This window comes from Trinickia mobilis (genome assembly GCF_017315705.1).
Lineage (GTDB): Bacteria > Pseudomonadota > Gammaproteobacteria > Burkholderiales > Burkholderiaceae > Trinickia_A > Trinickia_A mobilis.
Map to the genome: position 1 here is coordinate 1 of NZ_JAFLRF010000049.1, position 20,673 is coordinate 20,673.

Sequence of the window (20,673 nt, forward strand, 5' to 3'; positions counted from 1 at the left end):
GCCGTCGCAGCGGCAGGCGCGGACGCGTCGTCCGCAAGCGCTGCCCCGATGCCGCCCGCAAGCAGCGACCCGGCCAACAGCATGGACATCAATAATTTGCGCATCTTTCGTTTCCTCCTCTAGTCACAGAATCGTTTAAAGCGCGTCCGGGCCGGTCTCGCCGGTGCGGATCCGAATCACTTGCTCGATCGGCGTGACGAAGATCTTCCCGTCGCCGATCTTCCCCGTGCGCGCCGCGACTTGAAGCGCTTCGATCGCTTGCTCGATCACGTCGTCCGGGGTCAACGCGCGATTCCTCCTGGTCCTGCTCGTCAAAACCGAGTCCTTTGCAAATGAGCTTCCTCACCGATCCGGCGAGCCCGCCATGGATTGCGAGCGGCATAAGAAGCAACTCACGTGCCATGCCAGCCTCTTTGGCCAGGTATAAGCGGGTAAGACGGAGCGGTGATCAGCGAATACTTGGAGAAAGCACTCGATCGGTGCGACAGATGTCTTGCGCCGCAACGACAGGGCGACACGGATGACGCCGGGAAACGGGAACAATCTGGATCGCACCGTGCGAGACTTTGGAAACGGTCCCATCCGCGCGTATCTCCGATGTTTGGCAAACGGCATGGATTGATCCATGTCGAGCACGTCACATCTCCGGAGACTCGCGACAGGCCGTCTTAGGATCGGCATTTAAATATGGATTCCTACGTATTATCATGTGCCCCGGCGGCTGTTCCATGAGCACAAGAACCCGATATCGGCAAGCGAAAGCTTCGCAGGGTCTCCGCGTGAACCCCCGCCCAAACGATGATTTTGGTGCGCGAATTGCCTCTACTTGTTGCAATCGTGAGCGTCTTTGGTGCTTCCGAGGCGGAATTGGCAGGTCGGCTCGCGCCCGTAGCCGACAGCCTCTGGCTGCGGGCGCCGTGTTCAGCGCGCTGCCCCCTCTGTGGAGCACGCAGGCTCGCGTGGAACAGATGATCAGATAAGATAGATACGGCTATGTGCGATTCGGATGCGTCGGTCTGTTACGCCCGAGTTTTTGACGAGTGCGGTCTGTCGCTGGCGCATGCCCCGGAGGAAGTCCCCCGCCCCGCTGGGAATCGCCAACTAGTCCAACGCGACGACGAGTAGAGCAATCTTTTGGAGAAAATTTTGGAGTTCGACTACAAACAGTTCCACATCAATGCGTCGTCTCTTGCCGAAGGCGGCCATTTCTACGCCCGCGCAAAGATCTACCGACGCGACTCGGCGAGTGGCGATGCCGTCGAAGTGAAGTATTCGGGCGACCTTGGCGACTATCACTTCGACACGGACGCTATAGAGGCCGCGCAGCGGTGGGCGATCCAGTGGTGCGACGAGCACAGCGTTTAAATCGCGCGCTTCGACTCTTCGGGGCGTGCGTCAGCGACAGTCCTCGCTCGGCCATCATTTCCACCAGATCTCGCAGGCTGAGCGGGTAGCGTAAATACCAGCGAACACAGAGGGTGATCATCTCGCGATCGAAGTGCCGCCCCGCGAACAACTCCTCCAGACTCTTAACCTTAGTCATCGTCGGCTCGCAAATTCGCTCAGCCAGACCTTCCGGCGCTGCGGCTACATCCGCTTTCGCGACCACCTCTTTGACGACAACGGCCTTCGTCGCCGGTGCCTTCTTGGCCGCAGTCTTCTTTACTGTCGGCGCTGCTCTCTTGCCAGGGGCTTACTTGGATGCTGCGCTTTTGGGCGCGACAACCTTCGCACTGACCGCGTTCTTGGCGGCCGCTTTCTTCACCGCCGGAGCCGTGGTCGCCTTCATCGTCTTGGCGGAGGCCTTCTTTGCAACCGGAGTGGCCTTTTTGGTCGCTTGCTTCGTAATGCTCGCAACGGCTGCATCGGCCGCGACCGCAGCGGCGGGATCAATCAAAAACTTCGACCGGTCCTTCGTGCTGGCGAGCCACGCCGGCGCTCGACCGCGCCCACTCCATGTCGCGCCCGTCTTCGGTTCGACATATTTCGCAGGCTGCGGTCCTTTGCGTTGTCTTTTTTGAGCAACTGCCCCCGCAACTGCCGAGGCTTTCTTGACCGCACCCGTTGTCCTGGTCAAAGTGCTCTCGCTCGCTGCGACAGCGGCGCCAGTGCCGTTTGCAATCAAGAATTTCGTGCGGTCTTTGACGTTGGCAATCCACGCCGGCGGTCGCGCATGGCCACTCCAAGTTTCGCCGGTCTTGCGGTTGATATACTTTGGCGGCCCCTGGCTGCTCAATCAAATAGGCTGTGCCGCCTGTGCTTGCCGAGATGCGGCAGCTTGCCACCACCATGACTACCTCGTTACATCGGCTCAATGTGCGTACGGTGCGATTTTCCACAAGCGGCGCTCAATAGCCGCCAAGCAATGGCATTAAGGAAGGAATATTTCATGGACGAACGTAAGCGAGACAGCATGATTGCTTATCTCCGCCATCGCATAGACGAGTTTGGCATCAAGCCAGAGGACCTGGCTTCAGCGCTAGCAAACGAGCAGACAGGAGCTCGCTACCTGAGTGCGACGGGAGACACGTGGACCGGCGAAGGAGAAATGCCTCAATGGCTCAAGCAAGCGATTAGTGCGGGTCAATCCGTTGACCACTTTGAATTGTCGCCAAAGGTGGCTCTGCGGCGCACGGGTCGAGAAGCTGTGGATTGGCGTGATGACCCGTTTGCGGGCGGCCCGCTCGCACGGCAAGAAAGCCATTCGCGTTAGGCGCGGCGTAGCGTCCTCCAAGAAGTGCCGACGGCGCCGGATTGGCTCAGCGAACTCCGAATGGTCTCTGCCGCGCTCTAGCCCTCGAATGCCGTGTCGATAGCCGCAGTTCACGATAGCTCATCGGGATCCGCCACCTGCGCCGGGCAAATCTAAAATCGGTGTCGCAGCGCCAACCGGAACCCAGCCTGCTTGTTCGTCGCAGACGGGCTGAATCCGCTGATCGAGGCCACTATCGCGGCCGCTTGCGCGCTGCAGGACAGCCAGCGCGTAGACATCGGTGCGTTTCGACAAGTTGTAGTCGCCCCCAAAATCGAGCTGCAGGTACTTGGCGCCGCCATCGCCATCGACCGAGTTCCGCATCGTATAGTCAAATGCGGTTCCAAACAGCAGTGTCGGACTAACCCGTGAACTGACGCTGAGTTCGACATTCCGCTATTCGCCAAGCCAACGTAGACCTGTCTTCCGAATTCGGCTCCGCCCTGCGCAAGCGCACCGTTGTTCGCGTTGAAGCCGTTCTCCAACACGAACAACGCCTTCAGTCCGCCGCCGAGGTCCTCCACCCCTCGCAACCCCCAGCGACTGCCGCTCACGCCTGTCGAGGTCCCGTCTGTCAGTGCGAATTGATGTCCGCCCGTGAGCCCCTGACCTCTTCTTCCCGTCTGCGTGTTGTTCACATAAGTGAGGCCAAGGTCCAAAACGCCATAGAGACTGACTGAACTCTGCGCATGGGCAGAGCAAGCAACACCACCTAGGAAAATGGCGGAGCAAATCCGTTTCATGAAAAGTCTCCAATTTAATTAGTTATACTACTTTTACGAATGCCGCTTTGAAGGCATTTCACGTTTGCGGATATCAGGCACGGCTAGCGGCTAGTCCAGCGGTCAACACGTTCCTTGCAAGCCCACGACTCCGGGCGCCGGGGGGCACGCAAAGGACCTCAGGAACGCGCAGCACGCTATGGTTGCGCCAGTGGTCGGCGCGACGCCAAGAACGCATCAAGGCTGAGAGCGCCCGCGCCGAGCACGATCACTTGCAGGAAGCCGCCCGCAATCGCAATGTTCTTCAGCAGATTGATCACTTGATGGGAATCGGACAGGTCGTTATGGAACGCCAGCCCCGTCACCAGCGTGAATATCGCCATGACGGCAGCGACGGCGCGCGTCCGATACCCAAGCACGAGTGCGACGGAAAAGCCAACTTCGATGACGATCGCCACACCGTACGCCAAGTCGGGCCACGGCAATCCGTTGGCGGCAATGTATGCCTTGGTGCCGGCCGGGTTGGCGAGCTTGCCGAAACCGCTCGACAAAAAGAGCGCACTCATCAGGAGCCGCCCGAGCGTCGCTGAGAAAGCGGGAGTCTTGATCAAGGGTTCACCTCGTGGGTCATCAATAATCGATCAATGGGCGCGCGTGCCGAATGCCTGCTTTCCGCACTCACGCATGTCGGTCCGCGTGGCATGCCGCGCAGCCTTCGCCCGCAAGCTCCGGATCGCGGGCTGCCGGCATGAGCTTTGCGCACCGCCCTTGGAGTAGCCCGAGCGCTCCAGTCGAAGCCGCGGCGAGGATCGTCGGGACCGCCGCAGCGAGCAGCGTCTGCTGGGTGTTCCCGCCAAGCGCAACCAGATAACCGCCAGTCACGGGTCCCAGCACCGCGCCGAGCCGGCCAACGCCCGATGCCCAGCCTGTACCGGTCCCCCGCGCGTGGGTCGGGTAAAGCGCGGCCGCCAGCGCGTTGAGCCCGGACTGGCCGCCCAGCACGCAAAAGCCGGCAATCGCGACCGCCAGAATCGATGCCGGCGTGGCCTCGTGAAAATAGCTGATGCCCGCAATCGCCGCGCCGCCCGCAACGAAGTTGCAGAACATCACAGGCCCGAATCCGCGCCTGTCGATCAAGACCCCGAGGACAAGATTTCCGGCCAGTCCACCAAGCCAAAGGGCGGTGCCGGCGAGCACGGCGTTGCCCGTCGAAAAACCCGTGCCGCTCATCAGCACAGGAATCCACGTGGCGAGGAAGTACGCGCACAACATGTTCGCGAAATAGGCGAACCACAACAGCAAGGTGCTCGCAATGCGTCCTTCGCCGAACAACGCGGCCCACGGGCGACGCGGGAGATTTTGCAGGCGAGTGGAGGGGCGCGATGTCGAAGCGGCGCCCGTCTGATCGAGACCGAGACGTCGCAGCAAGTCGTGCGTGTGCCGACTGCCCGGGCGTCGCAACACGCTGAACTGAAGCGATTCAGGCAGTGAAAACAGCATGGCTATCGTTACCGCACCGGTGAGCAGCGCGCCCGCATAGAACACGCCGCGCCAGCCGAACGGCGGAATGACCCACGCCGATACGGCGCCGCCCACCACCCCGCCGACGATATAGCCCGACGACACCGCCATCAACAACGTCACGCGAATGCGCGCCGGACTGTATTCGCCGGCGAGCGCGATCGCATTCGGCACCACTGCGCCCATCCCGATGCCCGCCACGAAACGAATCGCCGTCAGCTCGCCGAGCGACGACGCAAGCGGCGTCGCGCCCATGCAGACTGCGACCCACGCCATCGCCGCGATCAGTACCGGGCGGCGGCCGACGACGTCCGCGAGCGAGCCAAGTGCGAGCGACCCCGCGAACATTCCGAGCAGGCCGGCGCCGAACGCCGCACCGAGCGCCGAGCGCGCGACGTGCCAGTCCTTCACGAGCGCCGCCGCCGCATAGGACATGGTCTGCACGTCGAAGCCGTCGATCACCATGCACAACGCGCAAAGCGCCAAAACCAGCCGTTGGAGCGCACCGACCGGACGCTCGTCTATCGTCGACGCCCTCGCGTCGATGGATGGCACAGCCATGGATATCTCCGATATTTCAATCCGGCAGTTCTCATGCACGTATTGCGATCACGCCTTGTGCGCCCGGAAGTCCTTCTTACGTCGTTTCGACGAATACGTCTGTTATGTGACACATTCGTCAATTCGAGGCCAAATTTTTTTGCGCCTAGCCGGCCGGTTCGCCGTGCAGACGCTCGTATTCCAGCACCAGTTCGGGATCACGCTCGCGCAGGTCTTCGTGTGTGACACGGCCAGTACGGCGCATATAGTCGTATGCAAAGCTGATCGGATCGAGGTGCAGTTTGTCCGCGACGTTTTCATACCAGTCGAGGCTCTTAGCCGCCGCGAGCTGAAACCGGTCGGAAGCTGGACGGCGCGCGCTTTCGAAGTGTGCAAACGCACCGCGAACATCGTCCGCATGCGGGCATACGCCTTCGAACAACGCGATCGCATCCTCCATCGCCATCCGCGTTCCCGAGCCGAGCGAGAAATGGACTGAGCGTAACGCGTCGCCGATCAGCACCACGTTGCCGTGCGTCCAGATTTCATTCTTCACCGTCACGGCCTCAAACCAGTTCGACTTGTTCGACAGCAGACCATGGCCAGCGAGGTCTTCCGCAAAGACTTGCTCGCAATACGCGCGGCTCTGCTCGTCGCTCATCTCCGACAGGCCCGCTCGTTCCCATGTCTGCGGGTCTGTCTCGATCAGGAACGTGCTCAGCCGGTCGCTGTATTGATAGCTGTGCGCGATAAAGACACCCGCAGGCGTCTCACGGAAAATCAGCGAAACCGCTCCGTACAGTTGCTGCGTGCCGTACCACGCGAACTTGTTGCGGCGGCGAACGAGCGATGGCCTGAATACCTCCGCGTCGCGCGAGCGCAGCCGGCTGTTGACGCCGTCGGCCACGACAACCATATCTGCGTCGCGCAGCGTGTCGAGCTCGTCGATGCGCGTGTTGAACGACAGGTCCACGCCGACGCTCTGACATTCGCGATGCAGGAATTGCAGCAGTGCCAGACGCGCAACCCGCGAAAAGCGATTGCCGCGCAGCGCCACGTGCACGCCGCGATGGACGATTTCCATGTGGTCCGACAGCACGTGGCCGGCGGTAAAGCGCTGGAAGAATGCGGGATCGGAGTGCTGCAGGAATGACAGCGCGACTTCCGAGAACACCACGCCCCAGCCGTAGGTCGCATCCGCGGCGTTCTGCTCGAACACGCGCACCGACCATTTTGGAAAGCGCTTCTTGACGAGATATGAGAAAAACAGCCCACCTGGACCGCCACCCACGACGTTGATATTCATGTCGGCCTCTGCGAATCAATGTATTGACCGTGTACACGACGCCGGCGGGGTCGCATTCGCCCCATTTGACGCAGCGTCGCACGACGAACGGCTGCGCACTCAACCGCCACGCTGAGGGTGCGGAATCGACCCCAGCTTGTCGGCAATCCACTTGCGCAGCGCCGGCTTGTCGACTTTGCCGACGCGTGTCAGCGGAAACGCGTCGACGACTTCGATCCGCTCGGGACACTTGAATTTGGCGAGCCCCTGCGAGGTCAGGAATTCGATCATTTGCGCGACGTCGGGCACCGGCCGGCCCGGGCGCACGACGATGAATGCGCAGCCCTTTTCGCCATACATCGGGTCCGGCATCGCCACCAGCTTTGCGTCGAGCACGGCCGGGTGGCGGCTTAGGAAGGACTCGACTTCCTCGCAGCCGATCTTCTCGCCGCCTCGATTGATGTTGTCGCGCATCCGGCCTTCAAACGAATAGCAGGTCACGCCATCGACGACATGTGCACGCATCATGTCGCCGGTGCGGAAAAAGCCGTCGCGGGTAAACGCGGTCGCATTGACCTCAGGCGCCTTGTAATAGCCACGCAGGCTGGACGGCCCGCGGAAGCAGAGTTCCCCCATCTCGCCCGGCGCAACCGGGCGCTCGCTTTCGGGCTCGAGCAGCATGATCTCGTCGAACGCGCAGCCGGAAAAGCCTTGGGTATGGTGGCGGATGAACGCGTCGGCGTCCGGCGCCGAGCCCAGCAGCAGACCTTCTGTCGTTCCGTATAGGTTCGAACACGGAATACCCAGGAAGCTTTCGAGGCTATCAGCGCGCGACATGCAGAAGAAACCCTTCAGCGACGACAAATCCGATTCGAGCACCTCCGGGCTGGCCATCAACTGCGGCGCGACCGGACCGATCGACACTGCATGCGTCACGCGGTGACGCTCAATCAACTGCGCCATCCGCACCACGTCGACTTTCGGCATCAGCACCGTGGTCTGACCGAGCAGAATCGTCGGCACGAGCGCGTACAGGTGTGCCGCGTTGTGCAATAGCGGCAATGCCCAGATGACCGTTGCGGACTCGCCGCCCTCAATGTGAGCGGCCCATGCCGCCGCATGGGCGAGATATTCGGCGTGAAAGCGCGGAATGATCTTCGGCACGCCCGTGGTGCCGCCCGACAACTGGAAGCTCAGCACGTCCTCGGAGCCGATGCGCACCGCATCGAGCGTCGTACGAGCCGTGTAAAACGTGTGGGATTCCAAAAGCGCAGTCATCGAATGAGCGCCCTCGGGCACCGTACCGCGAGCGACGATCAATCGGGTCAGCGACGGATGCGTATCGCACATTCGCCCCGCAAACGCGACCAGATCGAAGTGGCCCAGGTCGCCTTGCGCGAAGTAGGCCTGCGGCTGGCTCAATTCAGCGAGCTTGCCGATCTCCACCTCGCGATACTGCGGCAGCGAGCAGACAGGCACGATGCCGCTGCGGTAGCACGCGCACAACGCGATCGCCGTATCGATCGTGGTGCCCATCTGGAACAAGACCCGCGAGCCGGGCTTCAGCCCCAGATCGAGCAGCGCCGCAGCAAAGCGCGTGCTCAATTCGTCGAGTTCCCGAAATGTGATGCTGCGCTCATCGCTGATCAAGGCGAGCTTATCGGGAATGCGCCGTGCGGTCGCTTGCAGCGCTTCCCCGAAAGTGGAATCGATCCACGCGCCCTCCTCCAGGTAGCGGCGCGCAACGTCGGGGTTGCCATAGTTCACCCCGTCGATGGGGTAGTGGATGCCAGCCATGTGCTTCGTCTCCGGTATTGCTTTGCTACTTCTGCTCGACAATCCGCACGCGGTCCTTGTCGAAGGTCTCGATGCGTCCGCACAGGCCACCCGTGAAGAGGCCATACCACACTGCCGGCCTCAATCCGAGCGCCTTGCGGTTGAATTCGATCGGCGTGTCCGATTCGATCAGGTAGTAGCCGGGCGTCGGCTGTGAGACGCGGCACGCCGCGTCGCCCCGCGCGGCGGCGACGACGCTCGCGAACTCCGCCAGCGCCGGCACGAAAATGCCGGGGCCGTCGCTGTTGATGTTGCATAGATTGCTCAGCAAGCGGCCCTTCTCCTGCCAGACGGTGTCGATCTGCTCGACATCGGCGGCCTGCCGGTGCGCCGCTTCCTCAGCCTTGATAGCCGCTTCGAGCGTGAGCGCCGCGTCTTTCGCGTCAAGCGCCTCCAACAGGCGCAACTTCACGGTGATCTCGATGAAATAGCCGTTCGGATCGCGGAAATAGATGGATTCGATCACTTCGTGCCGAGTCGTCGCGGACACCTCGACCCCCTTCTTCTCCAGCATAGCCTTCCACTCGAGCAACTGCTCAGTGCTCTCGGCGAGCCAAGCCGTATGCGTCGCGTCGAACAGGTGATCGTCGGGTGTCGGCGGCATCTGCACTCGCTCCTGCGGCTTCGGTTCGCCGAGGTAGTAGAAGAATGCGATGGTGCTGCCATTGCCGCTATCAAAGAAGAAATGCAGGAAGTCGGGGTGCGTTTCGGGCCCCCAGCCGCGCGCCGAGATGGTGTGCACGAGCGAAAGACCGAGTGTGTCCCGGTAAAACTCGACCGTCTCCTTCAACTTCCACGTTGGACGCGCCGTGTGGTCGACGCCGGCGAGCCTGAGCAGTGCGGATTGATTCATTTGCGAAGTCCCTCAACTTACAAGAATGAGCGTTCGTGCAGCCATGTGCCAATCTCGCGACACGCGGCGTAGCGGCCTGGCTCCTGGCCCGCCGCGAGCGGTCTGCCGTGGTGGTCGCCGCGGATGCGCACGTGCGTCTTGTCGGCCGAGCCGACGTTCGCAAAGATCTGCGCAATCGACTGCGGGAAAGTCGTCTGGTCACCGGTGTATTCGACGAGAAGCGACGGCACCACGACGTCTGGAGCGGTCTTTTCCAGCGCCGCATTCGAGCTCAGGCCCGACCAGGTCGACAGCCATGCCTCCGGGGCACACAACCGCCCGAAACCGACGGATCCGAAATTGGAAGTCACCGGATTGGGCGACCACAGCGAGCCCGGCGCCCGATCCGAAGGATCGAGCGTCAGGTCCAAACACCGCAGGTCGGCATCGGTGCGCCATACGGTCATGATCGAAGTGTGGTTCGCTTCCAGCTTCTGGCGTCGCGTCGCGTCGCCGTGCTTCACAGCCTGCCGCGCACTTTGCCGCACGGCGATCAATTGACGCGCCCGATCGTCGAGGTGCGCAACACGCTGCCGTTGCGCGTCGCGGAAACGCTCGACGAAGTTCGTGTCATAGCGCGTTTCGCCCGGCACGCGCGAGTAGCCGTTGGCGGGATCGAATGGGTTCAGGCTGTCGTCGATAGAAAGCGGATCGTCTTCGTCGGTCACCGACGGATCGATGCACCCGAGCAGCAAACGCCCTTGCCCAGGGTGCGGTGCAAGAAAGATCATGCCGTCCACAGTGGGCAAAGCCGCTTCAGCCAATTGCGAAGGCCGGCCGCCAGGCGTGCACGCGATGCGCCTGGCCGCCGGCAATTGCGACTGTTGGATGTAGAAGCTGTAAAGCCCCGCTCCACCGGAATTGCCGAGCAGCACGATGCGCTCGAAGCCGACTTCCCGCAGATAGCGGATGCCCGCAGCGACGTCGTGCAGCGCGATTTCGTGTTCGAGCCGCAAGTCGTTTCCGACCGAGCGCGCCGCCTGCGCCCAGACGGACGCGCCCGAGCGCAGCAAGCCGGGAATCGTGTAGTGGAACGTGAAATTTTCGCGGGGATGCATCAGACACACCACCGTCTTCGTAGGCGCACCGACGTACAGCACGCCGCTCGTCGCCGCGCCGTCTTCGGTGCGCAGCGTCACGCTGTTCTGCCGGGCCGAGAGCGGCAACGCCTCGGGAAACCAGTCGATCGTCAATGCGGGCGCCTGCTCCACGCCAATCCCGTCGGACCTGTTGCTCATGAGTCTGTCTCCGTGTCATTTGACGTTAGTATATGTTTTTTGACGTCTACGTCAAATTTTTCCCAAAAAAAATATTCAGCGCCGTTTTGGCGCTTTTTCGATCATCACGGAAAGATGATCGAGGTCCTCGCGCAGCAGCCCCAACGCTTCGGATACGTCGCCGCGCTTCAATCGACGATCGCCCGGGCGCAGTACGGATTGGACGGCCAGCTCGGCGATCGTCTCGGCGATCTCGGTCGCGCTCTTCGCGCCGTCGGGCTTGTACCAGAACGCGGGCCAGCTGCACATGCCGATCATCGTGAACGCGGCGATCCTGGCGTCGACGACGCGAAAGACGCCGGCCTTCACCCCCGCTTCGATTGCAGCCGTGAAGTTGTTCAGGACCGCACGCTTCGCATCTTCATTCGCGCGGTACGCACGATCCGGCAACTGATGCTCGGTGCGGTCTATCACCCGGAACTGGTTGTGATGCGTGAGGATCAGCATCGTGTGCTGATGGACGAGAGCGTGCAGTCGCTCCTGTGGATCACCATCGATTTCGGACGCGACGCGAGTCGACAGACGCTTGGCCTGCAACGTCACTTCTTCGACGAGCGCGGTGAGGATTTCGTCTTTGTTCTTGTAGTAGTAGTAGACCGCCGTACGCGTCACGCCCAGCGCCTCTGCGATCTCTTGCATCGATGCGCCGCCGAAGCCCTTCTGGATAAAGAGCTGCGCTGCCGCGTTCAGGATCTGTTCTTTTTGCGCTTCGGCATTGACCTTCGCCACGAAAAACTCCTATTGTCCGATGCCGCCGGCGTGGTCGCGTCTGGTTGTGAAGCGCACGGAACTCCGGTCGACGGCTGGGCGATTGTACCGCTGAAGCCTCCGAGACAGCATCGCGAACGATTTCCGACGACAAAGGCTCAGGCTGGGTCGGCGAATTACGGCTGGATTGACCTTTAGCTGAACAAGAAGATCAGCCGACCTTTCGGATGATCGCTGGACGGGCATTCGTAAGGAGCGTGACGCTGCAACCCGTCGGCACATCGTTGAAGCGGATCGACATTCCATGCATGCCCGCCACTGCGTGGGTCAGGCTCAGTCCGAGGCCGTTTCCGGGCGTGTGGCGGCTGGCCTCGCTCCGGTAGAAGCGGCGCAACACGGCCTGCCGCTCCTCCGGCGCAATGCCCGGGCCGTCGTCGGCGACCGTTACGCCGAAACTTGCGGCGCCGTCGAACACCTGCACCGACACGTGGCCGCCTTGTGGCGCGAACTTGATAGCGTTCTCCACCAGGTTGGCGAGCGCCTCGAATAACAGATTGCGGTCACCCTGTATTTCGATCGTGTCGCGCGCCGTGCGTTGATAGTCCAACGCGATATCCTTTTCTTCTGCGGTTGGCTCGTAGAACTCGATGACATCGTCGACAACCGCAGCGAGATCGACCGTTACGAAGTTGCCATGACGCGCGTTGCTCTCGATCTCCGAAATGCGCAGCAGCGCGTTGAAGGTGCGCAGGATGCCGCCCAATTCCCCGATCGCGACTTCGGTGGCAACCCGGTAATCCTGCTCCGATGCCGCGCGCCGTTGCGCGCGTTCTAGTCCGGCGAGCAAGCGCGTCAGCGGCGTACGCAAGTCATGGGCGATCGCGTCGCACACGCCCTTGACCTCGTGCATCAGCCGCTCGATCTCCTCGAGCATGCTGTTCACGACGCGCACCAGCCGGTCGATGTCGTCCTGTTTAGCGTGCTCGGGCAAGCGGCGGCTGAGATTGCCCGCCACAATTTCCTCGATTGATCGGGTCACGGCATCCAGCCGCCGCACGGCACCGACACCGACGATCGCTGCGCCGACCAGCCCGGTGAGGAGCATCAGGACGCCCGCCGAGAGTAACGCGTGCAACAGCTCTTCGTCGAAGTGGTCGAGCTCGCGAATGTTCTGACACAGTAACGCGGTGCGTCCATCGGGAATCTGTGCAGCGATGCAGCGCGCGGGGACATTTCGTTCCGGCAATGCGAGGCGCGTCGAAAACGGCCGGTTGAAGTACGGCAGCGCTGGCCGGTCGCCCGGAAAGCCGCCTGCGACGTGTTTGCCCTGCGCATCGAACAGCGCAAACGGGCGCTGGTGATGCGGATCGAACTGGCTCTGATGATTGAAGCGTGCGACCAGTTCGTCCGGGCCTTCGCGGACGAGCGCTGCGTGCTCGCGCAGCAGCCAGTCGTCGACCCGTTCCATTTCGAAGCCCGTGATCTCGACGTACAGGTAAGCGAATAGCAAGAGCGAGACGACACCGAACATCGCGAGAAACAGCGTCGCGAGCCGGAAGCTGGTGGTCCGATGCAGATCAGTCAGGCGCACGGACCGTATATCCCGAACCGCGAACCGTGTGGATCATCGGCATCGAACCGTCAGGATCGAGCTTCTTTCTCAGACGGCTAATATGTACGTCGATTACGTTGGTGCGCTCGTCGAGCCGGTAATCCCACACCGCTTCGAACAGCATCGTGCGGCTAATCGTTTGACCGGCATGCTGCATCAGATATTCGAGCAGCCGGTATTCTCGCGGCAGCAGCGCAACGGGGCGGCCGGCGCAGGTGACTTCGCGCGTGAGGAGATTGAGCCGCAACGGCCCCACCTGATACTCCTGAACGCTGGCCGGCGCCTCGCGGCGGCGCATCAGCGCGTCGAGGCGCGCGGTCAGTTCGATGAATTCGAACGGCTTGGTCAGGTAGTCGTCGCCCCCGGCGCGCAGGCCGCGCACCCGCTCGTCCACCGCGGAGAGCGCGCTCAGGATCAGCACGGGCGTGACGACGCCGGCGCTGCGCAATGCGGCCAGCATGCCGAGTCCTTCGAGGCCGCCGGCCAGCATCCGGTCGAGCACGATGGCGTCGTACTGTCCGGCGACGGCCAGCATCAAGCCGTCACGGCCGGTTTCTGCCGAGTCGACGCGGCAACCGTGATCGGTGAGTGCGCCGACGATTTCTTCACGCGTCCGGCGGTCGTCCTCGACGACCAAAACATTCGACATACGGAATTCCAGAGTAAGGGCGCACTGACACGCCGCGGTCGGACAGATGTCTTTGCGCTACGCTAGGCGTTCACAGTATGCCTTGGCGCTAAAAACATCCGTTTCGCGCCAACATTAAAAAAATTTAACCCAGACCCGCTTTCGGTTGTTAAGCATGCGAATCCTGATCGTCGAAGACGATGCGCGCGGCAGTCACTTCATCGCACGTGGCCTGACAGAGAGCGGCCACATCGTCGATACCGCCGCCGACGGCGCCACCGGGCTCGCGCTCGCCCGGGAAGGTATCTATGACGTTATCGTCACGGATCGCCGCCTGCCCGCGCTGGATGGCATCGAACTCGTTACGCAATTGCGCGCGCATGGCGGCGTGACGCCCGTCCTGATGCTGTCTGCCGTTGCGGGTCTGACCGACCGGGTCGACGGGATTCGCGCGGGATGTGACGATTATCTGGCGAAGCCGTACGCTTTTGCCGAACTGCTGGCGCGTGTAGAAGCGCTCGCGCGCCGCGCTGATCGCACGCGTCTGCAGGACGTATTGCAGGTGGCCGATCTGGAGCTCGACCGGCGCACGCGCCGCGCGAGCAGGGCTGGGCGGGATCTGCATGTGCAGCACCGCGAATTCCTGCTGCTGGAATGTCTGATGCGCCACGCTGGACAAGTCGTCACGCGCAGCATGCTGCTCGAATCGGCCTGGAACTACCAGTTCGATCCGCGCGGCAACATCATCGATATGCACATGCACCGGTTGCGCGGCAAGGTCGACTCGGGCTTCCCTAAACCGTTGATTCATACCGTGGTGGGGGCGGGCTATGTGCTTCGCGCGGACCCGTGAGCGCGCGGGGCCGCTTGCCGTCGCACATTAAAGTTTTTTAATAATCGAGCGAAAGGCCGGACAGGACGGCCTAGCTATCCTCGCGACGTTCATGTTGCGAGGAATCCTGTTTATGCTCCGGTTGTCCGGTCGCGTTGTGCCAGGCGTATCGCGGGTGCCGCTGCTCGGGTGCGCGCTGGCGCTGGCGCTGTTGCCCGGCTGCTCGCTTGCGCCAGCCTACCAGCGTCCTGCTGCGCCTATGGCGACGGCCTGGAGCGGCGCTGCGCAGGCGTCGCTGGCCGATACGGTGCCGGTCAGAAGCGGCTGGTGGCGTGCCTATCAGGACCCGGCGCTCAACGCGCTCGTCGAGCGTAGCCTGCAGCACAATTTCTTGCTGGCATCGGCTGTCGCCACTGTGGCCGCCGCGCGCGCCAACGCCGAAAAGGCCGGCGCGCCGCTGTACCCGTCGCTGACGCTTAACGGCACGTTCGACCGTAGCCACCAGCGTAGCAATAGCGCCAACTCGGGTTCGTCGACCCACGGACAGAGCTTGTTCGCGGAAGCGGGCTACGAGGTCGATTTCTGGGGGCTCAATGCCGCCAACGCCCACTCGGCGCAGATGCTTGCGCGAGCCAGCGTGTTTGACCGCGACACGGTCGCGTTGACATTGACCGCATCGGTTGTCGATACCTGGTTTCAGATTCAGAGCTTGCGGCAGCGCGTGGCGCTCGCACAGACCATTTCAAACGACGCTGCGAAGATCCTGACGCTGCTGCTCGCTCAGCAGGATGCGGGCGTCGCGACGGAGTTGCAGGTCCAGCAGCAGCGCAACGCCGTGGCGACGTTTCAGGCGGCGATCCCGGCGCTGCAGCAACAACTCGACCAGAACCTGCACCTGCTTGCCACGCTGGTCGGCAGCGCGCCGGAAGGATTTACCGTGGCGGGCGCTGAACTGGCCGACATCCCGGTGCCGCGACCCCGCCCGAACTTGCCGTCGAACCTGCTCGATACGCGGCCCGATATCCGTTCGATGGAAGCGCAGTTGCAGGCGGCGAACTACAACGTCGGCGCCGCGCGGGCGGCGTTCTTCCCCAGCATTGTGCTGACCGCCGACGGCGGTTTGAGCAGCCGGTCGCTATCGAACTTCCTGTCGAGTCCGTTCGCGAGCCTCGCTGCGTCGTTGGCCGCGCCGGTCTTCGACGGCGGCGCGCTGCGCGGGCAGTTGCACGCAAGCGAGGCAGCCGAGGCCAAGAGCGTCGCGGACTATCGCCAGACCGTCGTGAGCGCATTGCAGGACGTCGAGGATTCGTTGAGCGCCGCCACGCAGCAGCAACAAGTTGAAGTCGCCGACCAGGCCGCGGCCGATGCCGCGCGCAAGGCCGCGATGTTGGCCGACGCGCAATACAAACTCGGCACGATCGACTTTCTGACGGTGCTCGATACGCAACGCACGCTCTATCAGTCTGAGGACACGCTCGTGCAGACACGCCTTGCCCGCTTGCAGGCGTCGGTCAGTCTGTTCAGGGCGTTTGGCGGCGGCTTCGGCCTGACCGACGGAAGCGGCGAGCAAGGTGGGGCTGGCGGTGCCGCTTCCGTCGCTCCTGCCGTTTCTGCCGCTCCCGTCGGGAATGCCGCCACGACCGTCGTCGTCACAGATGCCTTCCTGCAGCGCCCTTCCCTACCGAATCCCATCGCGCCATGAATCACGCCGCAGATATCCCTCCGGAAGAGCCGCCCCGGCCGCGTCGCCGGTTTCCTCTTCCCGCTATAGCGATAATCGTGGCGGGGCTCGCGCTGCTCGCGTGGTGGCAGTGGCCGAGACACCATGCCAGCGCACCTGCGGCCGCCGTTCCGGTGAACGCCGGCCATGCGATCGTCGCCGATTTTCCGATCCGCGTGGCGGCCGTCGGGACCGTGCAGGCGCTCAATACCGTCGACGTCAAAGTGCGCGTGGACGGTCAGTTGCAACGCGTCGCCTTTAACGAAGGGCAGGACGTGAAGCGCGGGCAACTGCTCGCCCAACTCGACCAGGGACCGCTCACCGCACAGCTGCGGCAGGCCGAGGCAACGCAGCGCAAGGATGAAGCGAGCCTCGAGAACGCGCAGCTCGACCTCGCGCGTTATTCGAAGCTCGTTGGCATCGGCGCGGCGACCTCGCAGAGCGTCGACACGGCAAGGGCGCAGGTCAAATCGCTCGCCGCGACCGTCGCGGCCGACGCCGCGCTAGTGCAGAACGACCGCCTGCAACTCGGCTTCACGACGCTGAACGCGCCTTTTACAGGCCGCGTGGGTGCCCGTGAAGCTGACGTCGGTGCGATCGTCCACCCCACCGATACCACCGGTATCGTCACGCTCACACAGATGGAACCGATCGACGTCCTGTTCTCCGTGCCGCAGGACGTGTTGCCGGCGCTGCTTGCGAATCAGGCGACGGCGCCGCTGCCGGTGAGCGTCACGACCCGTACTGACGGCGAGACGGTCGCCCAGGGATCGCTCGTCTTTATCGATAGCCAGGTGGATCCGACCACCGGCCAGATCAAACTGAAGGCGTCGTTTGCCAACACAGACCGCAAGCTGTGGCCGGGCGAACTCGTCAACGCCCGTGTGCTGGTGCAGACGGACCGTCAGCGCATTGCCGTGCCGAGCCGCGCCATCGTCAATACGCAGGCGGGCACGCAGTTGTACCTGATCGCGCCGGACGGCAAGGCGCAGATGAGGGCGGTGCAGACTGGCGCAAGCGTCGACGGCATGACCGAGATTCGCCACGGCATCAAGGCCGGGGACCTGATCGTGTTCGACGGACAAAGCCGCCTGAACCCAGGTGCGCTCGTGGCGGCAACCCTTGTCAGCGCGAAGGCGCAAGCCGCCGCTGCCGCGCCCGTGACGGGTATGGACGCTCCATCATGAGCCTCCTCGAACGGTTCATTCAGAGGCGCGTTGCGACGAGCTTTCTGGCGATTGCGGTATTGCTGGTCGGTATCGTCGCGTATTTCCTGTTACCGGTCGCTCCACTGCCGCAAGTGGATTTTCCGACCATCCAGGTCGTCGCGAACCTGCCCGGCGCCAGCGCGGACACGATGGCGACCTCGGTGGCCACACCGCTCGAACGGCAACTGTCGAACATCTCCGGCATTACGCAAATGACCTCGTCGAGCTCGCTCGGCACAACGAGCATTGCGATCCAGTTCGATCTGTCGCGCGACATCAACAGCGCCGCGCAGGACGTGCAGACCGCGATCAACGCGGCCGGCGGCACGCTGCCGAAGAACCTGCCGAATCCGCCGACTTACGAGAAAACCAATCCGGCCGATTTCACGCTGCTGTCGCTCGCTTTGACATCACCGTCGCTCACGCTCACGCAACTCGACAGCTACGCCGAAGACTTTCTTGCCCAGCAGATCTCCCAGATGCCGGGCGTCGGTCTCGTCGATTTTCACGGTCAACAGCGTCCTGCGGTGCGTATTCGTATCGATCCCGACAAACTCGCAGCGCGCGGTCTGACGCTGGAGGACGTGCGCTCGATCGTCGGCCTGCAAACCGTCAATGCGCCGAAGGGCAGTCTGAACGGCCCGGACCGCTCGGTCGTGTTCAATGCGACTGACCAGATCACGACGGCCGCCGGCTATCGGGACCTCGTTGTCGCCTACAAGAATGGCGCGCCGATTCGCCTGCAGGACCTCGGCACGGTGATCGACGCCGCCGAAGACACGCAGCAGGCCGCATGGCTGCAGCACGAGCGCGCGATCATTATCGACGTCCACAAGCAGCCCGGCTACAACGTCGTCGACACCATCCGCAACATCACGGCCCATTTGCCGGAACTGGAGGCATCGTTGCCTGCGGCGGCGCATGTCCACGTGGTCGGCGATCGCACGCAGACAATCAACGCGTCGGTACACGACGTGCAATTCACCTTGATGCTGACCGTCGGGCTGGTCGTGATGGTGATTTTCTCGTTCCTGCGCAACGTCTGGGCCACTGTGATTCCGAGCCTGACGATTCCGCTGTCGCTGGTCACGACGTTCGGCGTCATGTACCTGCTGGGGTACAGCCTCGACAACCTGTCGCTGATGGGGCTGACTATTGCCGTCGGCTTCGTCGTCGACGATGCGATTGTCGTGATCGAGAACGTCATGCGCCACATCGAGGAGGGCGTGCCGCGCATGCGCGCTGCGTTGCTCGGGGCACGCGAGGTGCGCTTCACGATCGTCTCGATGACGATCTCGCTGATCGCCGTGTTCATTCCGATTCTGATGATGGGTGGAATCGTCGGACGTCTCTTTCGCGAGTTCGCGGTGACGGTGAGCGCGGCCGTCTTGATGTCGGCGCTCGTCTCGCTGACCGTCACGCCGATGCTGTGCGGCTGGCTGATCCGCACGCCGGCCGCGAATGGCCGCGGGCCGGGCAAGCTCGAACGTGGGCTGGAGGCGGTCTTCGTCGCCGCGGAGCAGCGTTACGAGCACGGGCTCGACTGGGTACTGCGCCACCAGAAGACGATGCTGGGCGTCACCATCGCCACCGTCATTGCGACGGGCGCGCTGTACGTCGTGATCCCGAAAGGCTTCTTCCCGCAGGAGGACTCCGGACTGATTCAAGGCGTCGCGCAGGCTGCGCCGGATATCTCGCCGGAATCGATGGCGGCGAAAATGCAGCAGCTTGGCCGCATCGTCGAAGCCGACCCGGCGGTGGACAACGTCTACTACTGGATCGGAGCGAATCCGACCGTCAGCCAGGGCCGCATGATGATCAACCTGAAGCTGTTCAATCAACGTACGGCGAGTGCCGGGCAGGTGCTCGACAGGCTGAGACCCAAGCTGGCAAAGGTCATGGGCATCACGCTATCGATGCAAGTGCGCCAGGACATTCAGGTGGGCGGCCGGATCAGCGCCGCACAGTATCAGTACACGCTGCAGGACCCGGATGTGCAGGAACTGAACCACTGGGCGCAGGTTCTCACGGCGCGCCTCGCCACGCTGCCGGAACTGACCGACGTGACGTCTGACCAGCAGGCCTCGGCGACGAGTGCGACGCTGGTGATCGATCGCAGCACGGCCTCGCGCTTCGGCATCACCGCACAGGCCATCGACGACACGCTCTACGACGCGTTCGGCCAGCGCCAGATTGCGACGCTCTTCACCGAGTTGAACCAGTACCACGTGATCGAAGAGGTGGATCCGAAGTTTCAGTTGACCACCGACGCGCTCGCGCATCTCTACGTGCGCTCGCCGCTGACGAATGAACTCGTACCGCTGAACGTGCTCGTGAGCATCGACAACAATGTGTCGCCGATTTCCGTCAACCACCAGGGCTTGTTCCCCGCCGTGACGATCTCGTTCAATCTTGCAGCAGGGCAATCGCTCGGCAACGCAGTGACCGCGATTCGTGCTGCCGAAGCCGCGACCGGCAAACCGGACACGCTCACCGGCACCTTCCAGGGCACCGCACAGGCATTCCAGACGTCGCTGCAAAGCGAGCCGTATCTGATCCTTGCCGCACTCGTGGTGGTGTACCTCGTGCTGGGCATTCTCTATGAAAGCCCAATCCATCCGCTGACGATCATCTCGACGTTGCCGTCGGCGGGTGTCGGCGCGTTGTGCGCGTTGTTGTTGTTCCATCAAGACCTATCGATCATGGGCATGATCGGAATCATTTTGCTGATCGGTATCGTGAAGAAGAACGCGATCATGATGATCGACTTCGCGCTGGTCGCGGAGCGTGAGCAGGGGCTGCCGCCCACCGCTGCAATCCGCCAGGCCTGCGTGCTGCGCTTTCGTCCCATCATGATGACGACGCTTGCCGCGCTGTTCGGTGCGTTGCCGCTGGCGCTGGGTCACGGTGCAGGTGCGGAATTGCGTGTGCCGTTGGGGATCGCGATCGTCGGCGGCCTGACCCTGTCGCAGTTGCTGACGCTATTCACGACACCGGTGGTGCACTTGTGGTTTGATCGCCTGGCCCATCGGCTGGAACGGAGTCGTCGCAAAGGCGATACGACTCTCATACGTGCGCGTGAGACGGAATCTTGACATGTGCTTGCAGTGGACGACGATTTTGCGTTGTCGGGCCGGCAT

At 62.7% G+C, this 20,673-nt stretch carries 17 protein-coding genes and 3 pseudogenes; 6 read left to right on the forward strand and 14 right to left on the reverse strand.

Translation table 11 applies throughout. The annotated features are described in order from the left end of the window. Positions 1-135: 135 nt before the first annotated feature. Positions 136-279, reverse strand: a pseudogene (locus J3489_RS32775) (P-II family nitrogen regulator); the annotation flags it as partial. Positions 280-1,146: 867 nt separating this feature from the next. Between J3489_RS32775 and J3489_RS32780 the strand changes: the two are divergent. After that, positions 1,147-1,365 (forward strand): hypothetical protein, encoded by a 219-nt coding sequence (locus J3489_RS32780; protein ID WP_207005009.1) that lies wholly within the window; start codon positions 1,147-1,149, stop codon positions 1,363-1,365. A gap of 25 nt (positions 1,366-1,390) precedes the next feature. Here J3489_RS32780 and J3489_RS38095 read toward each other — a convergent pair. Both J3489_RS38095 and J3489_RS32785 read right to left on the reverse strand, forming a co-directional pair. Continuing rightward, positions 1,391-1,543 (reverse strand): annotated as a pseudogene (locus tag J3489_RS38095) (IS6 family transposase); the annotation flags it as partial. 150 nt (positions 1,544-1,693) lie between these two features. Continuing rightward, positions 1,694-2,236: an H-NS family nucleoid-associated regulatory protein gene (locus tag J3489_RS32785; protein WP_207004982.1), complete on the reverse strand. Its 543-nt coding sequence runs from the start codon at positions 2,234-2,236 to the stop codon at positions 1,694-1,696. A 153-nt stretch (positions 2,237-2,389) separates the two neighbouring features. Between J3489_RS32785 and J3489_RS32790 the strand changes: the two genes are divergently transcribed. Then, positions 2,390-2,713, forward strand: a complete 324-nt coding sequence (locus J3489_RS32790; protein WP_207004983.1) for an H-NS family nucleoid-associated regulatory protein — start codon at positions 2,390-2,392, stop codon at positions 2,711-2,713. A gap of 120 nt (positions 2,714-2,833) precedes the next feature. On the opposite strand, the gene J3489_RS39015 is transcribed toward J3489_RS32790, so the two are convergent. The 11 genes and pseudogenes from J3489_RS39015 to J3489_RS32840 form a co-directional block, all read right to left on the reverse strand. Beyond that, positions 2,834-3,076 (reverse strand): hypothetical protein, encoded by a 243-nt coding sequence (locus J3489_RS39015; RefSeq protein WP_374193511.1) that lies wholly within the window; start codon positions 3,074-3,076, stop codon positions 2,834-2,836. 74 nt (positions 3,077-3,150) lie between these two features. Then, positions 3,151-3,495: pseudogene (locus tag J3489_RS39020) on the reverse strand (porin); the annotation flags it as partial. 176 nt (positions 3,496-3,671) lie between these two features. Next, positions 3,672-4,085 carry a DoxX family protein gene (locus tag J3489_RS32800; protein ID WP_255555308.1) on the reverse strand — a complete coding sequence of 138 codons (414 nt, stop codon included), beginning with the start codon at positions 4,083-4,085 and terminating at the stop codon, positions 3,672-3,674. A 67-nt stretch (positions 4,086-4,152) separates the two neighbouring features. Next, positions 4,153-5,556, reverse strand: coding sequence for an MFS transporter (locus tag J3489_RS32805; protein WP_207004984.1), 1,404 nt, complete (start codon positions 5,554-5,556; stop codon positions 4,153-4,155). 145 nt (positions 5,557-5,701) lie between these two features. After that, positions 5,702-6,841: an FAD-dependent monooxygenase gene (locus J3489_RS32810; RefSeq protein ID WP_207004985.1), complete on the reverse strand. Its 1,140-nt coding sequence runs from the start codon at positions 6,839-6,841 to the stop codon at positions 5,702-5,704. A gap of 99 nt (positions 6,842-6,940) precedes the next feature. After that, entirely contained in the window at positions 6,941-8,617 is a 1,677-nt protein-coding gene (locus tag J3489_RS32815; RefSeq protein ID WP_207004986.1) for an AMP-binding protein, read from the reverse strand. 25 nt (positions 8,618-8,642) lie between these two features. After that, a complete protein-coding gene (locus tag J3489_RS32820; RefSeq protein ID WP_207004987.1) occupies positions 8,643-9,509 on the reverse strand; it encodes a VOC family protein in 867 nt (288 codons plus the stop codon). Positions 9,510-9,526: 17 nt separating this feature from the next. After that, positions 9,527-10,786 (reverse strand): alpha/beta fold hydrolase, encoded by a 1,260-nt coding sequence (locus J3489_RS32825; protein WP_207004988.1) that lies wholly within the window; start codon positions 10,784-10,786, stop codon positions 9,527-9,529. A 75-nt stretch (positions 10,787-10,861) separates the two neighbouring features. Beyond that, positions 10,862-11,554 (reverse strand): TetR/AcrR family transcriptional regulator, encoded by a 693-nt coding sequence (locus J3489_RS32830; protein WP_309491458.1) that lies wholly within the window; start codon positions 11,552-11,554, stop codon positions 10,862-10,864. A gap of 190 nt (positions 11,555-11,744) precedes the next feature. Then, positions 11,745-13,124: a sensor histidine kinase gene (locus J3489_RS32835; RefSeq protein ID WP_207004989.1), complete on the reverse strand. Its 1,380-nt coding sequence runs from the start codon at positions 13,122-13,124 to the stop codon at positions 11,745-11,747. Beyond that, positions 13,111-13,794 (reverse strand): response regulator transcription factor, encoded by a 684-nt coding sequence (locus J3489_RS32840; RefSeq protein ID WP_207004990.1) that lies wholly within the window; start codon positions 13,792-13,794, stop codon positions 13,111-13,113. Before J3489_RS32840 ends, J3489_RS32835 begins: the two co-directional genes overlap by 14 nt. 154 nt (positions 13,795-13,948) lie before the next feature. Here J3489_RS32840 and J3489_RS32845 point away from each other — a divergent pair, with 154 nt between their 5' ends. The 4 genes from J3489_RS32845 (at position 13,949) to J3489_RS32860 (ending at position 20,628) form a co-directional block, all read left to right on the forward strand. After that, a complete protein-coding gene (locus tag J3489_RS32845) occupies positions 13,949-14,626 on the forward strand; it encodes a response regulator transcription factor (RefSeq protein ID WP_207004991.1) in 678 nt (225 codons plus the stop codon). Positions 14,627-14,738: 112 nt separating this feature from the next. Then, positions 14,739-16,307: an efflux transporter outer membrane subunit gene (locus tag J3489_RS32850; RefSeq protein ID WP_207004992.1), complete on the forward strand. Its 1,569-nt coding sequence runs from the start codon at positions 14,739-14,741 to the stop codon at positions 16,305-16,307. After that, entirely contained in the window at positions 16,304-17,512 is a 1,209-nt protein-coding gene (locus J3489_RS32855) for an efflux RND transporter periplasmic adaptor subunit (RefSeq protein WP_207004993.1), read from the forward strand. The genes J3489_RS32850 and J3489_RS32855 overlap by 4 nt, the downstream gene beginning before the upstream one ends. Continuing rightward, entirely contained in the window at positions 17,509-20,628 is a 3,120-nt protein-coding gene (locus J3489_RS32860) for an efflux RND transporter permease subunit (protein WP_207004994.1), read from the forward strand. The genes J3489_RS32855 and J3489_RS32860 overlap by 4 nt, the downstream gene beginning before the upstream one ends. Positions 20,629-20,673 lie beyond the last annotated feature (45 nt).